General features: G+C 63.9%; 16 protein-coding genes. 9 read left to right on the forward strand and 7 right to left on the reverse strand.

Going from position 1 to position 18,457, the window contains the following annotated elements:
* The first annotated feature begins 32 nt into the window (after positions 1-32).
* From ASD82_RS05830 to ASD82_RS05840, 3 genes are all read left to right on the forward strand, one after another.
* Positions 33-953, forward strand: a complete 921-nt coding sequence (locus ASD82_RS05830) for an alpha/beta hydrolase (protein ID WP_056716758.1) — start codon at positions 33-35, stop codon at positions 951-953.
* A 106-nt stretch (positions 954-1,059) separates the two neighbouring features.
* Complete coding sequence (locus ASD82_RS05835; protein WP_056716759.1) at positions 1,060-1,617, forward strand: hypothetical protein; 558 nt, start codon at positions 1,060-1,062, stop codon at positions 1,615-1,617.
* Between the two features lie 156 nt (positions 1,618-1,773).
* The gene (locus ASD82_RS05840) at positions 1,774-3,234 is read left to right on the forward strand and encodes a serine hydrolase domain-containing protein (protein WP_056716761.1); all 1,461 of its coding nucleotides are present in this window, start codon (positions 1,774-1,776) and stop codon (positions 3,232-3,234) included.
* 51 nt (positions 3,235-3,285) lie between these two features.
* On the opposite strand, the gene ASD82_RS05845 is transcribed toward ASD82_RS05840, so the two are convergent.
* The gene (locus ASD82_RS05845; RefSeq protein ID WP_056716763.1) at positions 3,286-4,155 is read right to left on the reverse strand and encodes an aldo/keto reductase family oxidoreductase; all 870 of its coding nucleotides are present in this window, start codon (positions 4,153-4,155) and stop codon (positions 3,286-3,288) included.
* Between the two features lie 102 nt (positions 4,156-4,257).
* Between ASD82_RS05845 and ASD82_RS05850 the strand changes: the two genes are divergently transcribed.
* Positions 4,258-5,154 (forward strand): LysR family transcriptional regulator, encoded by an 897-nt coding sequence (locus tag ASD82_RS05850; RefSeq protein WP_056716765.1) that lies wholly within the window; start codon positions 4,258-4,260, stop codon positions 5,152-5,154.
* Between the two features lie 145 nt (positions 5,155-5,299).
* Here the strand turns inward: ASD82_RS05850 and ASD82_RS05855 are convergent, their stop codons facing one another.
* On the reverse strand, positions 5,300-6,772 hold the full coding sequence (locus ASD82_RS05855) for an amidohydrolase family protein (RefSeq protein ID WP_056716768.1): 1,473 nt from the start codon (positions 6,770-6,772) through the stop codon (positions 5,300-5,302).
* A 274-nt stretch (positions 6,773-7,046) separates the two neighbouring features.
* On the opposite strand from ASD82_RS05855, the gene ASD82_RS05860 reads away from it, so the two are divergent.
* The 5 genes from ASD82_RS05860 to ASD82_RS05880 all read left to right on the forward strand — a co-directional run bounded on the left by ASD82_RS05860 (position 7,047) and on the right by ASD82_RS05880 (position 11,535).
* Positions 7,047-7,334: a hypothetical protein gene (locus tag ASD82_RS05860; RefSeq protein WP_056716769.1), complete on the forward strand. Its 288-nt coding sequence runs from the start codon at positions 7,047-7,049 to the stop codon at positions 7,332-7,334.
* A gap of 117 nt (positions 7,335-7,451) precedes the next feature.
* Positions 7,452-8,306 carry a DUF3883 domain-containing protein gene (locus tag ASD82_RS05865; RefSeq protein WP_200950237.1) on the forward strand — a complete coding sequence of 285 codons (855 nt, stop codon included), beginning with the start codon at positions 7,452-7,454 and terminating at the stop codon, positions 8,304-8,306.
* A 597-nt stretch (positions 8,307-8,903) separates the two neighbouring features.
* Complete coding sequence (locus ASD82_RS05870; protein ID WP_056716772.1) at positions 8,904-9,869, forward strand: restriction endonuclease; 966 nt, start codon at positions 8,904-8,906, stop codon at positions 9,867-9,869.
* Positions 9,800-10,774, forward strand: a complete 975-nt coding sequence (locus tag ASD82_RS05875) for an HNH endonuclease (RefSeq protein ID WP_200950238.1) — start codon at positions 9,800-9,802, stop codon at positions 10,772-10,774. Before ASD82_RS05870 ends, ASD82_RS05875 begins: the two co-directional genes overlap by 70 nt.
* A 125-nt stretch (positions 10,775-10,899) precedes the next feature.
* Positions 10,900-11,535 (forward strand): hypothetical protein, encoded by a 636-nt coding sequence (locus ASD82_RS05880; RefSeq protein ID WP_056716774.1) that lies wholly within the window; start codon positions 10,900-10,902, stop codon positions 11,533-11,535.
* Positions 11,536-11,783: 248 nt separating this feature from the next.
* Here the strand turns inward: ASD82_RS05880 and ASD82_RS17665 are convergent, their stop codons facing one another.
* The 5 genes from ASD82_RS17665 to htpG form a co-directional block, all read right to left on the reverse strand.
* On the reverse strand, positions 11,784-12,707 hold the full coding sequence (locus ASD82_RS17665) for a WD40 repeat domain-containing protein (RefSeq protein ID WP_157599198.1): 924 nt from the start codon (positions 12,705-12,707) through the stop codon (positions 11,784-11,786).
* Between the two features lie 373 nt (positions 12,708-13,080).
* Complete coding sequence (locus ASD82_RS05885; protein WP_082585259.1) at positions 13,081-14,178, reverse strand: S41 family peptidase; 1,098 nt, start codon at positions 14,176-14,178, stop codon at positions 13,081-13,083.
* Positions 14,179-14,257: 79 nt separating this feature from the next.
* Positions 14,258-14,923, reverse strand: a complete 666-nt coding sequence (locus ASD82_RS05890; RefSeq protein WP_056716776.1) for a response regulator — start codon at positions 14,921-14,923, stop codon at positions 14,258-14,260.
* Positions 14,923-16,320, reverse strand: coding sequence for an ATP-binding protein (locus ASD82_RS05895; RefSeq protein ID WP_056716778.1), 1,398 nt, complete (start codon positions 16,318-16,320; stop codon positions 14,923-14,925). Before ASD82_RS05895 ends, ASD82_RS05890 begins: the two co-directional genes overlap by 1 nt.
* Positions 16,321-16,454: 134 nt before the next feature.
* On the reverse strand, positions 16,455-18,323 hold the full coding sequence (gene htpG / locus ASD82_RS05900; protein WP_056716780.1) for a molecular chaperone HtpG: 1,869 nt from the start codon (positions 18,321-18,323) through the stop codon (positions 16,455-16,457).
* Between the last annotated feature and the right edge of the window lie 134 nt (positions 18,324-18,457).

An 18,457-nucleotide genomic window follows, 5' to 3' on the forward strand; every position in this document is an offset into this window, starting at 1 on the left:
GCGAACCGCTGCATCCACCCGGGGGAAAACGCATGAACAGCCGCTCGATCCATACGTTGCTGGCCGCCTGCCTTGTCGCTGGCGTGGCATGGAGCCTGTGCCACGCACAGGCTGCCCCGAAGCACGCCGACACCCCGCTGGAATCCACCGCGCCAACCAACACGCGGGCGACGATGGAGACGATGCAGATCCCCAGCCACGGCGCGCTGATGAATGCGCTGGTCTACGTCGCCGCCGGTACCGGCCCGCATCCGGCGGTGATCCTGCTGCACGGCTTCCCCGGCAACGAACGCAACCTCGACCTGGCGCAGGACATGCGCCGCGCCGGTTGGGACGTTCTCTACTTCAACTACCGCGGCTCCTGGGGCACGCCGGGCGACTTCTCGTTTTCGCACGGCATCGAGGACACCGCCGCGGCGCTGGCTTACCTGCGCCAGCCCGAGGTGGCCAGGAAGCTGCGGCTCGATCCTGCGCGCATCGTGCTGATCGGCCACAGCATGGGCGGCTTCATGACGGTGCAGGCCGCCGCGGCCGATCCCGCGATCAAGGCCTTCGCCACGCTTTCCGCAGCGGACATGGCGGAGCACGCCATCCGGCTCGTGCGCAAGGACGGCGAAAGCGCGGGCCTCAAGGCCATGGCCAGCGGCCTCGCCAACGAAGGCATGGCGCCGCTGAGCGGCTGCACCCCGGACGGGCTGGCGCGCGAACTGGTCGATCACGCCGCGGGCTGGGCCTTCCCCGCGAAGGTCGCCGCGCTGAAGAACCGCACCGCCCTCATCGTGACCTCCGACGACGGCCTCGCCCCGGACAACCAGGCGTTCGCCGCGGATCTGCGCAAGGCCGGCGACAGCCACGTTACCACCGTGCACCTTTCCACCGACCACGCCTATTCCGACCGGCGCATCGAACTTTCGAAAGCCGTGCTCGCGTGGCTGGCATCGCTGCCGAAGTAGCCGGGTTGCCGTTGTCGTCACGCCCCGAAGCTTGACTCTTTCGGGCGCCGGGGGCACCGTCGCAGTGACAACAGGAGCAGCACCAGGCTGCTTCAGCGAGGGCACCATGAAATCGATACCACGATCCGCCGTTTTTGGCGCCCTGCTGGCCTGCTCCGGCTTGGCCACCGCCGGGTCCGCCTCGCTCAACGAGTTTCCGCCCAAGGTGATGCCGGTGCTGGTGCAGGTGAATTCGCACGGCAAGGTCACTGGCGCCTCGCCGGCCATCGAACTCTCGCCCAAGGTCAACCGACTGCTCCGCGCGAACCTGGACGAGATGATCACCAAACCCGCGGTCGACAAGCACGGGCGCCCGGTTTCCAGTCAGTTCGTGATCAACCTGGTCCTGCAGGCATCGCCGCTGGACAACGGCAACTACAACGCGCACTTCACCTACCTGTCGACCGCACCCGTGCCGGCGGGCTCCTGGTACTGGGTGCACATCGATGGCCATCGACTCGCCCTGGCCGAACGCGACCCCCTTTTCCGCCGGTCACCGCGCTTCTACCACCACGATCGCTATCAGCCCGCCTATCAGCGCAGCCAGCACGTATCGCCGACGCCACCCATCAGCAACACCACGCGCAACTCGCCCGCTCCGTCACCTCCGGTGCACGGCAGATAAGCCCGGAAGCCCGCCCATCGGCGGGCTTTCCATTCGGCGAAAGGTCTATCCGTTGGCGCAACCCGACGGCAGCGGCAAGCCGCTGGACGACCACCGGGCGCGCCCGCTTTCGGCCAGAATGGGTCCCTTCCAGACCTCCGGCGACGAGCACCCATCATGTCCCTGACGCGCAACCTGCTGCTTGCCGCACTGCTCCTCGGCGCCACGACGCCGGCACCTGCACCCGCGGCCGAGCTGAAGCCCGCTCAGATCGCCGCCATCGATCGCTATGTCACCGCCGAGATGGCGCGCCAGCATGTTCCCGGTGCCGAAGTGGGCGTCTATCGCGATGGCCACGCGCTGCTGGTGAAAGGCTACGGTCTGGCCAACATCGAATGGCAGGCGCCGGTCACGCCGACCACGCTGATGCAGTCCGGCTCGGTCGGCAAGCAGTTCGCCGCCACCGCGGTGATGATGCTGGTGGAACAGGGCAAGGTGAGCCTGGACGACAGCATCACCCGATACTTCACCGATGCGCCGGTGAGCTGGAAGCCGATCAGGGTGAAGAACCTGCTGTCGCACACCTCCGGCCTGGCCGAGTACGAAGATCCCTCGCGCACGCAGCCCGGCGGCCTGTTCGACCCGCGCAAGGACTTCACCGAAGACGAGCTGGTGAAGAAGATCGAAACCCTGCCGATCGAGTTCAAGCCGGGCGAGCGCTGGGACTACCGCAACACCAACTACGCCCTGCTCGGCGTGCTGATCCACAAGGTCACCGGCCAGGACTACCGCGATTTCATGCGTGAGCGGATCTTCGCGCCGCTGGGCATGATCTCCACCCGCGGCATCTCCGAGCGCGACATCATCCCCGGCCGCGCAGCCGGTTACCAGATCGTCGGCGGACAACTGAAGAACCAGACCTGGGTGTCGCCCAGCCTCAACTCCACCGCGGACGGCACGCTCTACTTCAACGTGGTCGACCTGGAAAAATGGGATCGCGCGCTGTACGGCACCAGCCTGCTCAGCCGCAAATCGCTGGAGATGATGTGGACGCCCTTCGTGCTCAACGACGGCCAGCCCAACGCCAGCCACTACGGCTTCGGCTGGGCCAGCGACAGCATGAACGGCCATCGGGTGATCCAGCACAGCGGCGCGTGGCAGGGCTTCACCTGCACCATCAACCGCTACGTCGACGACAAGCTGACCGTGGTGGTGCTGACCAACCTGGACGCCGCTCACGCCAGCCCCGTCTACATGTCCCACGTCATCGCCGGCCTGGTGGAGCCGGCGCTGATGCCGAAGCCGAATCCCGCGATCAAGGACGACAAGCCCGAGATCGCCGCCCACGCCCGCGACGTGTTGCAACGCATACTGGCCGGCGAGAACCTCGCCATCGAGTTCGACCCCGACGCCGGCTACGCCTTCGACCCCAACGACGCGACCGACATGCGCAGCCAGTTGCCCGCGAAGTGGGACGCCGCGCCGCTCCGGCTGATCAAGCGTGGCGAACACGACGGCGCCGTGCGTTCGGTGTATCGCGTGGGCCAGGAAGGCGATACGCGGATCATGCTGGTGGAACTGGACGCGAAGGGAAAGCTGCTGAACCTGGCGGTGAAGTCCGATCCGGACAACCGCTAGCGCCGCGACAAGCGGCGCATTCGTTCGTGTCGTGGAAGAGCGGAAGCCGGATCAGGCCTGGCCGATGCCATCCAGTTCGGCCATCACCTCATCGCCCAGCCGCAGGCCGGCCGCCGCCAGGTTCTCCCGCAGATGTGCGACTGACGACGTGCCGGGAATCAGCAGGATGTTGGGCGAGCGGGCCAGCAGCCACGCCAGCGCCACCTGCATCGGCGTGGCCTCCAGCCGCGCCGCCACATCGGACAGCGTCCGCGACTGCAGCGGGCTGAAGCCGCCCAGCGGAAAGAACGGCACATAGGCCACACCCTGACGGGCGAGTGCGTCGATGAAGTCGTCGTCGTCGCGATGCGCCAAGTTGTACTGGTTCTGCACGCAGACCACCGGCGCGATGCCCTGCGCCTCGGCGACCTGGCTGGCGGTGGCATTGCTGAGGCCGAGGTGGCGGATCAGCCCCTGCTGGCGCAATTCCGCCAGCACACTGAACTGCGCTTCGATGCTGCCTTCGCTGGGCGCGTGCACGTCACCCATCACGCGCAGGTTGACCGCATCCAGCACATCCAGGCCGAGGTTGCGCAGGTTGTCGTGCACTGCCTGCACCAGTTCGGCTGGACTCTGCGCCGGACGCCAGGACGCATCGTCGCCGCGCAGCGCGCCGACCTTGGTCACGATCACCAGCTCCTCGGCGTACGGGTGCAACGCCTCGCGAATGATCCGGTTGGTGACGTGCGGTCCGTAGAAGTCGCTGGTATCGATGTGATTGACGCCGGCCTCCACCGCGGCGCGCAGCACCGCCAGCGCCGCCGCGTGATCCTTCGGCGGACCGAACACGCCCTTCCCCGCCAGCTGCATGGCGCCGTAACCCATGCGGTTGACCGTACGGTCGCCGAGCGAAAACGTGCCTGCCTGTGCGAGCTTGCTCATGATGTTTCTCCGGGAGGATGAAGGGACGGGATGAACTATAGGAAGGCCACGCCCTCTTGATAATCCGCCACAATCCATACGGGTCGTGCGGAGAACGGGACAATGGCAACAGAGCTACAGGATCTCCAGGCGTTTCTCGCCGTGCTGCGAGCCGGCGGGTTTCGGCAGGCGGCGCGCAGCGGCGGCGACTCCGCCTCCAAATTGAGCGAGGCGGTGCGTCGGCTGGAAAGCCGACTCGGTTTGCGCCTGCTCCATCGCACCACGCGCAACGTCTCGCCCACCGAAGCCGGCGCGCGACTGGCCGAGCGGCTCGCGCCCGCGCTGGCCGAAGTGGAAGCGTCGCTGGACGTGGTCAACCACTTCCGCGACCGCCCCGCCGGCACGCTGCGAATCAACGTGCCGGCGAACGTGGCGCGCACGGTATTGCCCGGCATCGTCACGCCCTTCCTCAAGCGCTACCCCGAGATCCGGCTGGAAGTGATCGTGGAAGACAGCTTCGTCGACCTGATGGCCAGCGGCTGCGATGCCGGCATCCGCTACGACGAGCGGCTGGCGCAGGACATGATCGCGCTGCCGATCGGCCCGCGCACGCAACGCCTGGTCACCGCCGCCGTGCCCGCTTACCTGCAGGCACACGGCACGCCCGAACACCCGCGCGACCTGCTGCAACACGCCTGCCTGCGCGGCCAGTTTTCCGGTGGCGCCGTGCCACTGTGGGAGTTCGAGCGCGACGGCGAAATCGTGCGCGTCGACCCGTCCGGTCCGTTGCAGGTACGCACGGGCGCGGCCTTCGATCTGGCCGTGCAGGCGGCGCTCGACGGACTCGGCATCATCCACCTGTTCGAGGATTGGCTGCAGCCGCATCTGGACAGCGGCGCACTGGTGCCGGTGCTGGAACCGTGGTCCCAGCGCTTCAGCGGGCCGTTGCTCTATTACGCCGGTCGGCGTCACCTGCCCTCGCCGCTGCGGGCCTTCGTGGATTTCATCCGCGAAGGCTGACGCCTGTCTCAGGTCGAACTCGTCACGTGCCTGACTCGCGTCGCGACCCTTGGCGTCGCCTTCCGGGGCGAAACGCTCGTTGCTGCCGGAATGCCATCCGCTCTGGATGACAGTCACCCGAATGTTGGTGGACGCACCGACGCGGTCAGCGCAGCCCCACCGTACCGTTGGCCGCCTCGACCAGCTTCGCCGGGTCGTAACCCAAGCCATCCTTGAACACCAACACCACGTTCTCGATGTCCTTGATGTTGTCCGCGGGGTTGCCCTTGACCAGCACCAGGTCGGCCGCCTTGCCGACGTCGATCGAACCGATCTCCTTGTCCACGCCCATGAAGCGCGCGCCGTTCAAGGTGGCGATCTGGATGGCCTGCACCGGCGCGAAGCCCGCCTCCACCAATAGCTCCACCTCGCGCTGGTCGCCATAGCCGGCGATCACGCCGCCGTAGCCGGTGGGATCGAGACCGGCCAACAAAGTGCCACCGGCCTTGACGAAGGCGTGCTCGAAAGCCATCTCCAGCTGGAACAACTTCGGCCACGGGGAATCCTTCATCGCCGCGACGTGCTCGCGCGTCTTCAGGTATTCCTCGCGGGCCTGCGGCAGCATCGCATCGAGCACCCGCGCATCCAGCGGCGCGCGGCCAGGCACGAAGGTCTCGAACACCGGCAGCGTGGACGTCACCGCGACCTGCTTCGCCACCAGATGCCTGATCAACTGCCGGATCTCCGGACCGTCGACCTTCAGCGTGGCCAAGTGCGCGCTGGCCGCCTTCGTGTCCGGGCACACATCCGGCTGCTTGCCGGCGCTGAACTCGGTGTCCACGAACAAGCCGTGTTCGAGGTTGTCGATACCCAGATCCGCCGCCTCGGTGAACCCGATCGAACACAGGTGGCCGGTCACCTTGATACCGCGCGCATGCGCCGCCGCGATCGCCGCCGACAGCTCGGCGCGAGTGATGTGCATGTACGCCTTGAACGAGGTCGCGCCCTCGTCCATCCAGTAATTCACCGTATTGCGCGCATCGTCGGCATCGACCAGCTCGTGCATCTGCGGCATCAGGCTGCCCTTGCCCTCCAGATACGGCCCGGTCGTGTGCATCTTCGGTCCGGGAATCAGGCCGGCATCGATCGCCTTCTTCAACGCCAGATCCGTATACGGCTCCACGCTGCCGGTGGTGCGGATCGTGGTGACTCCGCCAGCCAGGTACAGCTTGGGGAAACTCGACGCCTGCTCAGGCGCGAGCAACTCCTTCGACGCCGGATTCACCCTGGGCGCCGGATAGAACATGTGGTCGTGCATGCCGACCAGGCCGGGCATCAGCGTCTGCCCGCTGCCGTCGATCACCGTCGCATCCCTGGGTACATCCACATGGCGCCCGACCGCCGCGATGCGCCCGTCACGCAGCAGCACCGTCTGGTTCTCCCTCGCACCGGTGCCATGTCCGTCGATCACCCGCACATGCGTGATCGCCAGCAGCGGCTGTGCATGCGCGACGTAGGCCTGCACCTGCGGCGCCAGCGTTGGCATCGCCGCGCGGGATGACGTGGCCAGGGCAAGGCCCGCCAGTAAAAGCGCGACGGCCAACACCGTGCGCGAACGATCCATCGACAAACCGTGCATGGTCAGCTCCCCAGAGTGAAACGCTGCAAGCCGCCGCTTGCCATCCAGCCGAGTATCCGCGCTAGCCGACGCATGCGGAAGTGCGCCTGACCAATTTGCAGTCGCGTCTGGACAGCAGTGCACTGGCACCGTCGCCGCAGAGCCGTTGCGCTAACCTCCCCGCCAGCCGTTGCTGTATTACGCTGCTCCCCGCAACCAGCCGCCACCATCGCGGGCATCCGTCGACTTCATCCGGAAGGCTGAAGCGCATCGCTCCCCTCAAGCCCGAGAGCCCATGAGCAAGATCGGCACCGCCCTCTGCCTCACCTACCTGCTGGCCATCCTCGTCTGCCTGGGATGTGCCATGGCCGCCCACGGCGACCCCAAGGGTCAATTCGTCTTCGCGCAAATCCCGATCGCCCTGCAAGGCAGCCTGGCGGCTGGGCTGGGATTCGGTCCGGCGCTGGCCAGACTGTCTTGGCCGGAGGCTTATCTATATCTGGCGGGGTCGACGTTCGTGTTGCTCTATGCCTTTGGTTGGCTGCTCACGCTAGTCCCGAAGCGCCTCTCAACTCGGCGTTGAGACGAGGTCCCGCTTCACCTGCACGTGGCAATACAAACCTCATTGCGAAAAGCGCACCACAGGTTCCGTTTTGCCCTAACCTGGCCGCACATCAATGGGCATGGCGGGAGCCGAGGCATGGCAACGGGTGAAGACTGGTCGCGATTGGAGGTGGAGAGTTGTGTGGCCGACTATCTGCACATGCTCGCACTTGAACTCAACGGGCAGCAATTCAACAAGTCCAATCGCATCCACGAGTTAGTGCAGCGGCTGGATGGCAGAAGTAATTCATCCGTTGAATACAAGTTCCGCAACATCAGCGCGGTCATGAATGAACTTGGCTGGCCAACGGTCACGGGCTACAAAAGCTTGGCGAACTACCAACTATTGCTGATGGAAGTGGTGGAATCCCAGCTTCAGAGCAATATCGCCCTGCAGGACGCAGTACAAGCTGCCGTCGAACGTCCCGCGACTGTCGCGTCCATTGAAAACCCGACAGCCATCTGGGTTCCCATACCAAAAGCAGCAACCCAAGTAAGGGAATCGCCCGCAGGCTACGCGGCTCGCTTTTCTCCGGCCAAACGTGACTATCTGGCGCAAGAGGCGCGCAATCGTTCGTTGGGTCTCGCCGGCGAGCAGTTCGTGATGGAACTTGAAGCCCGGCGTCTATACGCAGCCGGCATGAAGTCGCTGAGCGAACGCGTCGAACACGTCTCAGCCACGCAGGGTGATGGCCTCGGCTACGACGTACTGTCCTTTGAGGAAAACGGTCGTGAGCGGTTGATCGAGGTAAAGACCACGTCTTTCGGCGAACTGACACCCTTCTTCGTCAGCCGAAACGAACTGGCACGTTCGGAGACCGATGCAGAATCCTATCGGCTGTACCGCCTTTTTGACTTCCGCGAGCGCCCCCGCCTCTTCGACCTGCCTGGCGCCATCGCCGTGCATTGCCAACTAGACCCGGTGTCCTATCTAGCGCAGCTGACCAGCTAGTCGCGGGCAGAGCCTCCAACGCTGTGCCGAGCGGCTGTCGCCTGAGTAGCAGTTGGTCCGGCAAGGCCACCCTGTCGAGCGGTCTATAGGCGGAAATACAAGATCCCTGCCAGTCCCGGGACAGTCCCTGACCGCTCGAAGCGTCGAGCAAAAAGTCGGGACGGCCGAGAAAAAAGCTCGGGCGGCCGAGTAATTTTCTCGAACGATGGAGAAAAGAGCTCGGTGGCCCGAGAAAAAAGGTCGGCATGCCGAGAAGATGAACTCGGCGTGCCGGGAAAAAAGCTCGGGTCGCCGAGTTATTTGCCCGGACCGAGGAGAAAACAGCTCGGACAGTCGAGAAAAAGGCCGACAAGCCGAGCAGGTGAACTCGGCGCCCCGGGAAAAAAGCCCGGACGATGGAGCTATCTGCTCGGGCCGCGGAGTGAAGAGCTCGGCGCGTCGAGCAACGAGTCTCGAAGCCAAGCGCATGGTTCGGCCCACGGGGGAATTTCCGGGCCGTCCGGGCGAAAACCGGCCGGCCCGGGAACCAGAGCGACCTGACGAAGCAGGAGGATCGCAGTATGGTTAGGTGTGCCAGGGACACTCAGGGGGAGTGAAGTGGCCAGACGAACAAAAAGCGGCTTCGAACAGATGGCGGCCATGCCGTGGTGGCTCAGCATACTGATCGGCGTGATTGGCTACATCGCGATACGCCACGGCATCGGTTGGTATTTTGGCGCGGTCAACAACCCGTATACGTCGGGACTGGGCAAGCTCGCCGCCGACGGCATCTATGCCCCGCTCGCGTGGGTGCTGCTGATCGTTTGCTGGCTCGCTGCCATCGGCTCCTTCATCGGCCGGCGTCGCCGCCGCCACCTGTTCGACAGCCAGACCGGCATCGACAGCCTGCGCCAGATGAACTGGCGCCAATTCGAGCAACTCGCGGGTGAAGCCTTCCGACGTCAGGGCTATGTCGTCGAAGAAACCGGCCTCGGTGGTGCCGACGGCGGCATCGACCTGATCCTGCGCAAGGGCGGCAAGACCACGCTGGTGCAGTGCAAGCAGTGGCAGAACTGGCAAGTCGGCGTCAAAGTCGTGCGCGAGATGTATGGCCTGCTAGTGCATCACAAAGCCGCCGCAGTGAAGATTGTTGCCCTCGGCGACTACACCAGCGACGCCCGACGTTTCGCCCAAGGCAAACCCATCGAACTGACCCACGGTGGTGAACTGATCGCCACGGTGCGCTCGCTGCAAAAGACCAATGCGCGCGCGATGAGTCCGCTGGATACACCACTCGCCCTCAGCGGAAGCATGGTCGCTAGCCTGCTGCTGATCACAGTGCTCTCGTCATCTACGCCGACCGAACCACCGCCAGCCGTCGCGAGCCCCATCGTCACCCAGACCGCATACAGACCGGAACCACCCTCCCTGCCCCGCCCCGCCGCGGCATCCGCAGCGCACGCCAAGGCAACGATCTATGTGAGCGATTCACAGAACGACGCGGAGCTGCGCGAGTGGAAGAAGCAAAACGCCGAGTCAATGAAAATTCTGGAGAAGACGACGAAGGAAATGCCGTTGCGCTGACTTCGCTTCACGCCGCGAAGCATGGCCTAGCCGCCACAGAACAAAACGCGCATCCTGGTGCGAGTCAATCGGATAAAAGGGGAATGCTTACTATGGATGCACAAGAAGGCTTAGAGGAGGCACTCCCAAGTGGTGGTAACTGGACAACGCAACAGCTCAAACTCGCCTTCAACCTCTACTTCCAAACGCCATTCGGCAAGTTGCACAAGACGAACCCGGAAATCGTTCGCCTAGCCCATCTCATCCGGCGCACGCCCAGCGCGTTGGCGATGAAGCTCGTCAACTTTGCCAGTCTGGACAGCTCGATCACCGAAAGTGGCCGCAAAGGTCTCTCGGGCGCGTCGGCTCTTGATCGCAAGATATGGAATGAATTTCATCAGGACTGGGAAGGCCTTGCGCTCGAATGCGAAGAGCTACGGCAGCAGTTCGCTCATGGCTCGCCATTCTTGTCGAATGGTGAGCGCGACGAACCCGAGAATGACCTGACCGACTTCACTGGAGAAACTCGCCTTGCACTTGTCCATCAAAGGATCAAGCAGGATTTCTTCCGCCGTACCGTGCTCGCCAGCTATCGCAATCGATGCTGCATCTCCGGAGTCAGTGAGCCACGCTTGCTCGTCGCAAGCCATATTGTCCCGTGGAGTCAGGACAAAGCCAATCGCCTGAATCCACGCAACGGTCTATGCCTTTCCGCCATTCATGACAAGGCTTTTGACAACCATCTATTCACTCTGAGCGAAGACTGGCGCGTCATCCTATCGGCGCAGCTCAAAGCCAGCAGGGACAGCTTCGTGCAAGAAGTATTCTTCCCGGCGGAAGGGACACAGATCGAGCTACCAGAACGCCTCAAGCCTGACCAATCACTGGTTGCGGCTCATCGTCAGCGTACGTTGCAAGACGCATAGAAAATCCCGTCGTCTCATGACTCGAAAAATTGAGTGCACCCTGCTCCGATTTCGGAACAGTCGCGCCCACTGAGACAACGTGACGCCAGCGTTGATCGCTCCGCAACTGTCATTGAGGCCAGTTCATGAGCGACAAACACATTCCCGAAGACACTTTCTGGGATCACTGGGGCGTCATACAGAACGCCGATAGCGGCATGTTCGAATACGACGACGTTAAGGATCAGCCGCTCGAACACGTCTGGACGATCGTCGATACCGGCGCCTACGAAGATGAAAATTGGTACGCCATGCCGGGGTTCCATATCGTCAACAAGCTTGGCTACATCATGACCAAACGAGCGTGGACTGCAGATACCCCGGACGCGATCTACCATCTGCACGAAGACGAAGACGACGGGGAACGCCACGTATTCTTGTACCAGTACCGTGATGCCTCGAATTACAAGGCAGGCGGCATGTTGCTTCTTCATGGTGCGACCCATGACGTTGAAGAAGACATGATCCGGGGTTGCTGTGACGCGGAAACGTATTTCGTCGCCGAACAAGTCGGGGTACCCGCCCTCTGCGAACAGCTCTACGTTTTCGGTGGTGGGCCAACCGATGATGACCACGCCTTCCATGAATTTCAGGGCTTACGCGCAGCCACTGCCGAAGAAATCGCGTCCCTGCCGTTGTGGGGTGGCCTAAGAGATCTGACGTGCCGATTCCTCCGCACGGGTGGCAACTGGGACTGCTCGCTATCGCCCAACTGCTTCTAGAGGGCAGACGGAGAACTGGAAAAGGGGGAGCTAGGTCACGACAACTCCCTCCGCCCCCTTTGACGCAGCACCACTCTTCCAACGCGAACTCCACAAACCCCAGGCTATAGCTCATCGAGCTTGACCTCGATTCGGCGCGCAGCCGCGCACCAGCTCAGCCAGCTCAAGACTTCCAGTCGATCCAGCAGACGGCGCGCACCCCTCACATCGGCACGGCACAAAGCGCATCGCCCCGAGGCGCCAGTGCTTCAGTCGCTCCTCTCGCCAACTCGGGCTGCGATCAAATTCGGAGCCTCGACAAGCAAGCCACCGCTCCACGAACCGCAAGCGACCTTGGATCCGTCGGGCGAAAACTGGACATCGCATGCAAATTTGAGCGGCACTTCATGGATTCGCTCCAGACCAGGAATCGAATAGAAGGCCACGCCTTCGCCCACAACGGCCGCAAGCATGCGTGAATCCGGTGACCACGCCAGCGTCCGCGGAAGTACACCAGCAACGCCAGACAGGCTTGCAACAACCGACAGACCATCAACATCGAAAAGGGAGATCACGTCGCGGTCAGATACGGCACAGGTGCTTCCATCAGGTGCGATCGATAGATCATCAATATTCGCATGTCTCAGCCGGATGGTTCGCAGCGGCGTTGTCATCGGCCAGCCCCACACGTAAACGTGATCAGGCGCTGCCGGCTGATCCGCTCTCGTTGATACCGGAGAGTGAACCGTAAACCATCGCCCTGAATGGTCGTCACGAACGACCTTGGTAATCATCTCGCCAGGAAAGTGACGCTGGAACTCAATGGCGCCGGTTGTGGATGAGCGCACCGTGAGAACGCCGCTCCACGAACCATCCACCAGAAATTCGCCACAGGCTGAATAGCAGATATTGCTACCCTCGACGCCGCCAAGGTCAAGGACGCGAATGATTTCACCCTTCTCGGTGTCCAATACGACGATCTCGGCGGATGTGTTCTTTACCGCCATTTCCGCTTCAGACGGATGAACAGCACAATGAGAAGGATGACTCAGAGGATGTGTTCGAAATCGCTTCTTGCACGTGGCCATATCCCAGACAACCACGTCCCGAGAAAGCGTTGCGAGAAAGCTGCCCGAGCGAGAAAACTCGCATGCGTAGCATCGCAGCAACTTCAGTGGCCGGAATCCTTTCATTTGCCTCTCCCAACGATTCGCGTGATACCTCAGCCCCATGAATGATCACGCGTCCGATGTCTTGTGTCGATTCGCCCGGCGAATGAAACGACTCACCAGCGGCGAACAAGGGCCCGGGCAACTGACTCACGGTCCTGCGTAACGGGCAACCCGAGTGCGAGCTGAGGCGGACGAAACCTCTTGGCCATGGACGACAGGGGCAAGTGCGATCCCAGCCTTCGCCGGATGACGATGGAAGAGAGATGGCGCAATCTCGGCCTTCGCCGGAATGATGATGAGGCAAGGCGGAGCAATCCCGGCTTTCGCCGGGATCGCAGCCAAGTACGACAGGACGCCACTGCCACCGAATCACTGCAGCCAGTACCCGATCAACTCACTCCAACTCCCCCAACCGCTCCTGCAACCTCTGCCGCCAATCCTCATCCTGCTCCCCCGCGATCAACGCCTTCAGCGCGGCCACCTGCGCCACGTCCAGCGCCTTCTTCGCCGAAGAATGGACGTCCGGCACCACGCCGACGTTCTCCCAGTCGGTGTGCGTGACCGGGCTGATCGGGCGTCCGGAGGGGACGAACATCATGAAGTGCGCGGTCAGCCGGTGCGGGCCGCCGCCGTGGGCGCCGCCGCCGGTGGTTTCGCCGATCAGAGTGGCGCGCTGGTTGTTCTTCAGCGCATAGGCGAAATCTTCGCAGCCGGAGAACGTGTCGCTGCTGGTGAGCAGGTAGACCTTGCGCGACTGGCCGTAGCGGGGGCCGGGAACGATGGCCGTGGTCCAGCGCTGCTCGGTGCGGTTCTCGTCGCGCCAGTAGACGTCGTTGAGATGGGTCGGCTTGTCGTACAGGTAGCTGGCAAACAGCATCACGCTTTCCGGATCGCCGCCGCCGCAGTGGCGCAGGTCGATGATCAGGGCACCGGTGTCGCTCATCAGGGTCATGGCGGCGGCGATGCGGGTGGCGACCATCGCCGGCCGGCCGAACTGATGCAGGTCGATGTAGCCGATGTCGCCCTGCAGGCGATCGACGCCGTTGATACCGAAGTTGAAGCGCTTGCCTTCGGCCAACTCGGCGGCCTTGTTCTCGGCGGAGTCGGACTGGTCGTCGCCCTGGGCGATCGCGTGTTCGAAGTAGCGCACTTCAAGGTGCTTGTCGTTGCTGCCGTGTTGCAGTGTCTCGGTCAACTTGTCGGCGAGCTTGTCGGCGCTGGTGATCGCATCGAAGTCGCCGTGCTGCAGCTGGGCGCGCAGGCTCTTGCCGATCGCGGCGGCCTTGTCCGGAAAGACGTAGGACTGATTCAGGTTGGCGATGATGCTTTCCACCACCTCGCTGCGCATGGCCTTGTCGACCGTCATGTCTTTCTGTGGCGGCCCGGATTGCGCGTGGCCGGGCATGCCGAACAGCACCAGACCGGCGCCGGTCAGCGCGACGGCGCCGGCCAGCGCGGCGATGCGTGTTGCGGTTTTCCTGTGCTTGCTCATCTGTGCATTCCTCGTCAGGTTCGTCGGTAATCGACGAGCGCAGGGTGGCGAAGGAATGTGGAGAGATTATGGAAGCGGCTCAGAGCTCCAGCCGATAGCCGAGCCCGTAGACGGAGTGGATCACGTCGACCTCCGGCAGGTGCACGGCGAGCTTGCGGCGCAGGTTCTTGATGTGGCTGTCGATCGCGCGGTCGGTGACTTCAAGGTTGTCGCGACTGACGAGGTCGAGCAGTTGCGCACGCGAGAAGATCGTGCCCGGGCGTTTGGCCATCGCAGCCAGCAGGCTGAACTCGGTCGGCGTCAGCTCCAGCGGTTGCGCGTGGATACGCGCCGTACGCGAATCGGCATCGACTTCGAGCAGTGGCGTGCGTGCCGCTGCCGGACCCGAGCGACGCAACACGGCCTTGATGCGCGCGACCAGCTCGCGCGGGCTGAAGGGCTTGCACAGGTAATCGTCGGCGCCGGTTTCCAGACCGAGCAGCCGGTCGATCTCCTGCACCTGTGCGGTGACCATGATGATCGGCACCGCGGAAAACCCGCGCACCGTCCTGCACAGCGACAGACCGTCGAGGCCCGGCAGCATGAGGTCCAGCACGATCAGGTCGGGCACGTGATGCCGGATACTGGCCAGTGCGACGCTGCCATCGCCGATCACCTGCGCCTGGTAGCCGGCCGCGCTGACGTAGTCGGCCACGATCGCGGCAAGTTCGCTTTCGTCTTCGACGATGAGGATGGTGGCGCTCATTAACCTTCCAGCGGCAGCACGATGATGACGCGCAGGCCGCCGAGCGCGGAGGCGGCGAAGCTCAGGCGGCCGTCGTGCGCTTCGACGATGTGTCGGCTCAATGCAAGGCCCAGGCCGGTGCCGCCGAACTGCCGGTTGCGCGATGGCTCGACGCGGAAGAAGCGCTCACCCAGATGCTCGACAAGGCTGGCTGGAACGGCGGGTGCCGAGTCGTCGATGGTGATGCGCAACTCGTGTTCGAACCGCTCACCACCGACTTCGATGCGCCCACCCGCGTCGGTGTAGCGCACGCTGTTTTCGAACAGGTTGACGAGCACCTGGCGCAGCCGCGTCGCATCCGCGAGCACCGTGGACGACGACGGCGCGGCGCCGACGGACGCGGTGAGCCCGGCCGCCCGAAATTTTTCGCCGAAGCTCGCGAACACGTCCGTCACCGCGGCCCAAGCATCCACCATCGCCTTGTCGTACTGGAGCTGGCCCTGATCGGCGCGCGCCAGTTCATGCAGGTCATCGACCAGCGCGGTCAGCGACAGCACCTGCTGCAACATCAGCGCGACGGTCTCGGGCGTGGCGACGCGGATGCCGTCCTGCAGCGCCTCCAGCTGTGCGCGCAGCACCGATAGCGGCGTGCGCAGTTCGTGCGAGGTGTCGGCGACCCATTGCTGGCGCCAGCGTTCGGTGTCCTTCAACCTGGCGGCGACCCGGTTGAACGTGGCTGCCAGCTCGCCCAGTTCGTCGCTGCGCCGGGTTGGCAGCTGCACGTCGAAATGCCCCTGCCCCAGCCGACGCGTGCCGTCGACCAGTTGCCGGATCGGCTTGCGAAAATGCGCTGCCAGCAAGGCGGCAGCAAGCGCGCTCAGCAACACGCCGATGGCGGCAATGAGCAGCAGGTTTTTCTGTTGCTCCAGCAGAAACGCGATGGCCAGGTCGTCGTCCGGGTTCTGCGATCTGGCCACGACGAGATAGCCCACCTCGACGCCGTCGACGACGATCGATCGCTGCACGGTATCGATCGAGGCGATCGCCACCAGTGCCGGACTCGCGATGACCCCGGCGAGATGGCGTCGGCGAACGTCCAGCAAACCGATGCGGTAGTCGAGGTTGGGGGATGCCCGGTCACGGGCAACCGATGTGCCATCCGCTTCGGCGGCCATCGCGCGGTCGAGGAACCAGCGTCGGCGCTGATCGGGGCTGGCCGGCAGAAACGACCAGTCGCCGTGCTTCCGATAGCGGGCGGACAGCTGCTCCACCAGCCCACTGACCTCCTGCATATCGGTCGAGGGACGTGGCGCGCGGTTCGACAATTTCCAGCGCACCAGCTCCACGCCGATTCCTGCCACCACGAGGAAGGCCAGCAGTACCGCGAAGAACAGCCGTTTGCCGATCGACACTTTCACCGCTTGATCCCCGAGACCGTCGGCGCACGCTAGGGGAGAACGCGGATGGAGGCAAGGTGCCCGGTTGCGCCCGGGTTTCCGGCAAGGAAAAGCCCGCCGGTGGGCGGGCTTTTCTCGGCAAGCTGCGGCGCAGCTTAGCCCAGCAACACCCGGTTCATCCGCTGCACGAAGGCCGCCGGGTCGGGCAGCTGGGCGCCGGCGGAAATCTCCGCCTGCTCCAGCAGCAGGGTGGCCAGATCACGGGCCTTGGCTTCGTCGGCTTCCGTCTCGACGCGCTTGACCAGTGCGTGCTGCGGGTTGATCTCCAGGGTGGGCTTGGACTCCGGCATGTCCTGGCCGGCTTCGCGCAGCAGGCGGGCCAGGTGCGGGGCCATTTCGTAATCGGAAAGCGCCAGGCAGGACGGCGAATCGGTGAGGCGCGCCGACACCTTCACTTCGCCGACGCGGTCGCCGAGCAGCTCCTTGAGCTTCTTCAGCAGCGGCTCGGCTTCCTTCGTGGCCTCTTCCTGCTTCTTCTTGTCGGCCTCGTCCAGCGGCACGTCGCCCTTGGCCACGCTCTTGAGCTTCTTGCCTTCGTACTCGCTCAGGCTGCCGATCATCCACTCGTCGATACGGTCGGACATCAGCAGCACTTCGATGCCCTTGGCCTTGAACGCTTCCAGCTGCGGGCTGCCGAAGGCGGCGGCGTAGCTGTCGGCAGTGATGTACCAGATCGCGTCCTGACCCACGGCCATGCGGCCGATGTAGTCGTCCAGCGAAACGTTCTGCGCGGTGCCTTCGCCCTTGGTGCTGGCGAAGCGCAGCAGCTTGGCGATGCGCTCGCGGTTGTTGGCGTCTTCGCTGATGCCTTCCTTGAGCGTATTGCCGAAGGCCTTGTAGAAGGTCTGGAATTTTTCCGGTTCGTCACGGGCCAGCTTTTCGATCAGGTCGAGCACGCGCTTGACGCAGGCGGCCTTGATGCGGTCGAGCTGGCGGTTGTGCTGCAGGATTTCACGGCTGACGTTGAGCGGCAGGTCGTCGGCGTCGACCACGCCGCGCACGAAGCGCAGGTAGTTCGGCAGCAGTTCCTCGGCGGCGTCCATGATGAAGACGCGCTTGATGTAGAGCTTGAGCCCCTTGCGCTCGTCGCGGCCGCCCATCATCAGGTCGAACGGCGGCTGCGACGGCAGGTACAGCAAGGTGGTGAAGCTCTGGCTGCCCTCGACGCGGTTGTGGGTCCACGCCAGCGCGTCGTTGAAATCGTGGCCGAGCGACTTGTAGAAGCTCTGGTAGTCCTCGTCGCTGATCTCGGATTTCGGCTTGGTCCACAGCGCCGAGGCGGCGTTGATGGTTTCGAATTCGTCGGTGGGCTTGTCGTCCTTCTCCTTGGGCATGCGGATCGGGAAGGCGACGTGGTCGGAGTAGCGGGTGATCAGCGAGCGCAGCTGCCAGCGCTTGAGGAATTCGTCCTCGTCGGCCTTCAAGTGCAGGATGACGGACGTGCCGCGATCGGCCTGCTCGACCTGTTCCAGCGAATACTCGCCCTTGCCGTCGCTCTCCCACTTCACGCCCTCGCCTGCCGGCGCGTCGGCGCGGCGGGTGATCACGGTGACCTTGTCGGCCACCACGAAGGCGGAATAGAAGCCCACGCCGAACTGGCCGATCAGCCGCGCGTCGGCCTTCTGCTCGCCGCTCATCGCTTCCAGGAAGCGGCGCGTGCCGGAGCTGGCGATGGTGCCGATGTTGGCGACGACTTCATCGCGGGTCATGCCGATGCCGTTGTCGCGCACGGTGACGGTGCGCGCATCCGGGTCCCAGCTCACGTCGATGTGCAGTTCGCTGTCGCCAGCCGAGAGCGCAGGGTTGGCGATCGACTCGAAGCGCAGCTTGTCGCAGGCGTCGGAGGCGTTGGAGATCAGCTCGCGCAGGAAGATTTCCTTGTGCGAGTACAGCGAATGCGTGACCAGGTGCAGGACTTGGGCGACTTCGGCTTCGAACTTGCGGGTTTCGGCGGGTGCGTTCATGCGTGGATGTTCCAGAGTTGCGTTGACGAAATGATTCCTCCCCCTGCTAGCAGGGGGAGGTTGGGAGGGGGTTCGCTTTTGACCTTGGCTTCCAAAGACAAGCTCAAGAGCACCCCCCCCCCCCCCCCCCCCCC

The organism is Rhodanobacter sp. Root179 (genome assembly GCF_001428465.1).
In the GTDB taxonomy this organism is placed as follows: domain Bacteria; phylum Pseudomonadota; class Gammaproteobacteria; order Xanthomonadales; family Rhodanobacteraceae; genus Rhodanobacter.

Bases quoted from the DNA above. Each gene is read 5' to 3' on its own strand.
- ASD82_RS05830 (WP_056716758.1), top strand. From the start codon at position 33: ATGAACAGCCGCTCGATCCATACGTTGCTGGCCGCCTGCCTTGTCGCT.
- ASD82_RS05860 (WP_056716769.1), top strand. From the start codon at position 7,047: ATGAGCAAGATCGGCACCGCCCTCTGCCTCACCTACCTGCTGGCCATC.
- ASD82_RS05865 (WP_200950237.1), top strand. From the start codon at position 7,452: ATGGCAACGGGTGAAGACTGGTCGCGATTGGAGGTGGAGAGTTGTGTG.
- ASD82_RS05855 (WP_056716768.1), bottom strand. From the start codon at position 6,772: ATGCACGGTTTGTCGATGGATCGTTCGCGCACGGTGTTGGCCGTCGCG.
- ASD82_RS05885 (WP_082585259.1), bottom strand. From the start codon at position 14,178: ATGAGCAAGCACAGGAAAACCGCAACACGCATCGCCGCGCTGGCCGGC.
- ASD82_RS05835 (WP_056716759.1), top strand. From the start codon at position 1,060: ATGAAATCGATACCACGATCCGCCGTTTTTGGCGCCCTGCTGGCCTGC.
- ASD82_RS05890 (WP_056716776.1), bottom strand. From the start codon at position 14,923: ATGAGCGCCACCATCCTCATCGTCGAAGACGAAAGCGAACTTGCCGCG.
- htpG (WP_056716780.1), bottom strand. From the start codon at position 18,323: ATGAACGCACCCGCCGAAACCCGCAAGTTCGAAGCCGAAGTCGCCCAA.
- ASD82_RS05845 (WP_056716763.1), bottom strand. From the start codon at position 4,155: ATGAGCAAGCTCGCACAGGCAGGCACGTTTTCGCTCGGCGACCGTACG.
- ASD82_RS05880 (WP_056716774.1), top strand. From the start codon at position 10,900: ATGAGCGACAAACACATTCCCGAAGACACTTTCTGGGATCACTGGGGC.
- ASD82_RS17665 (WP_157599198.1), bottom strand. From the start codon at position 12,707: ATGAAAGGATTCCGGCCACTGAAGTTGCTGCGATGCTACGCATGCGAG.
- ASD82_RS05850 (WP_056716765.1), top strand. From the start codon at position 4,258: ATGGCAACAGAGCTACAGGATCTCCAGGCGTTTCTCGCCGTGCTGCGA.
- ASD82_RS05840 (WP_056716761.1), top strand. From the start codon at position 1,774: ATGTCCCTGACGCGCAACCTGCTGCTTGCCGCACTGCTCCTCGGCGCC.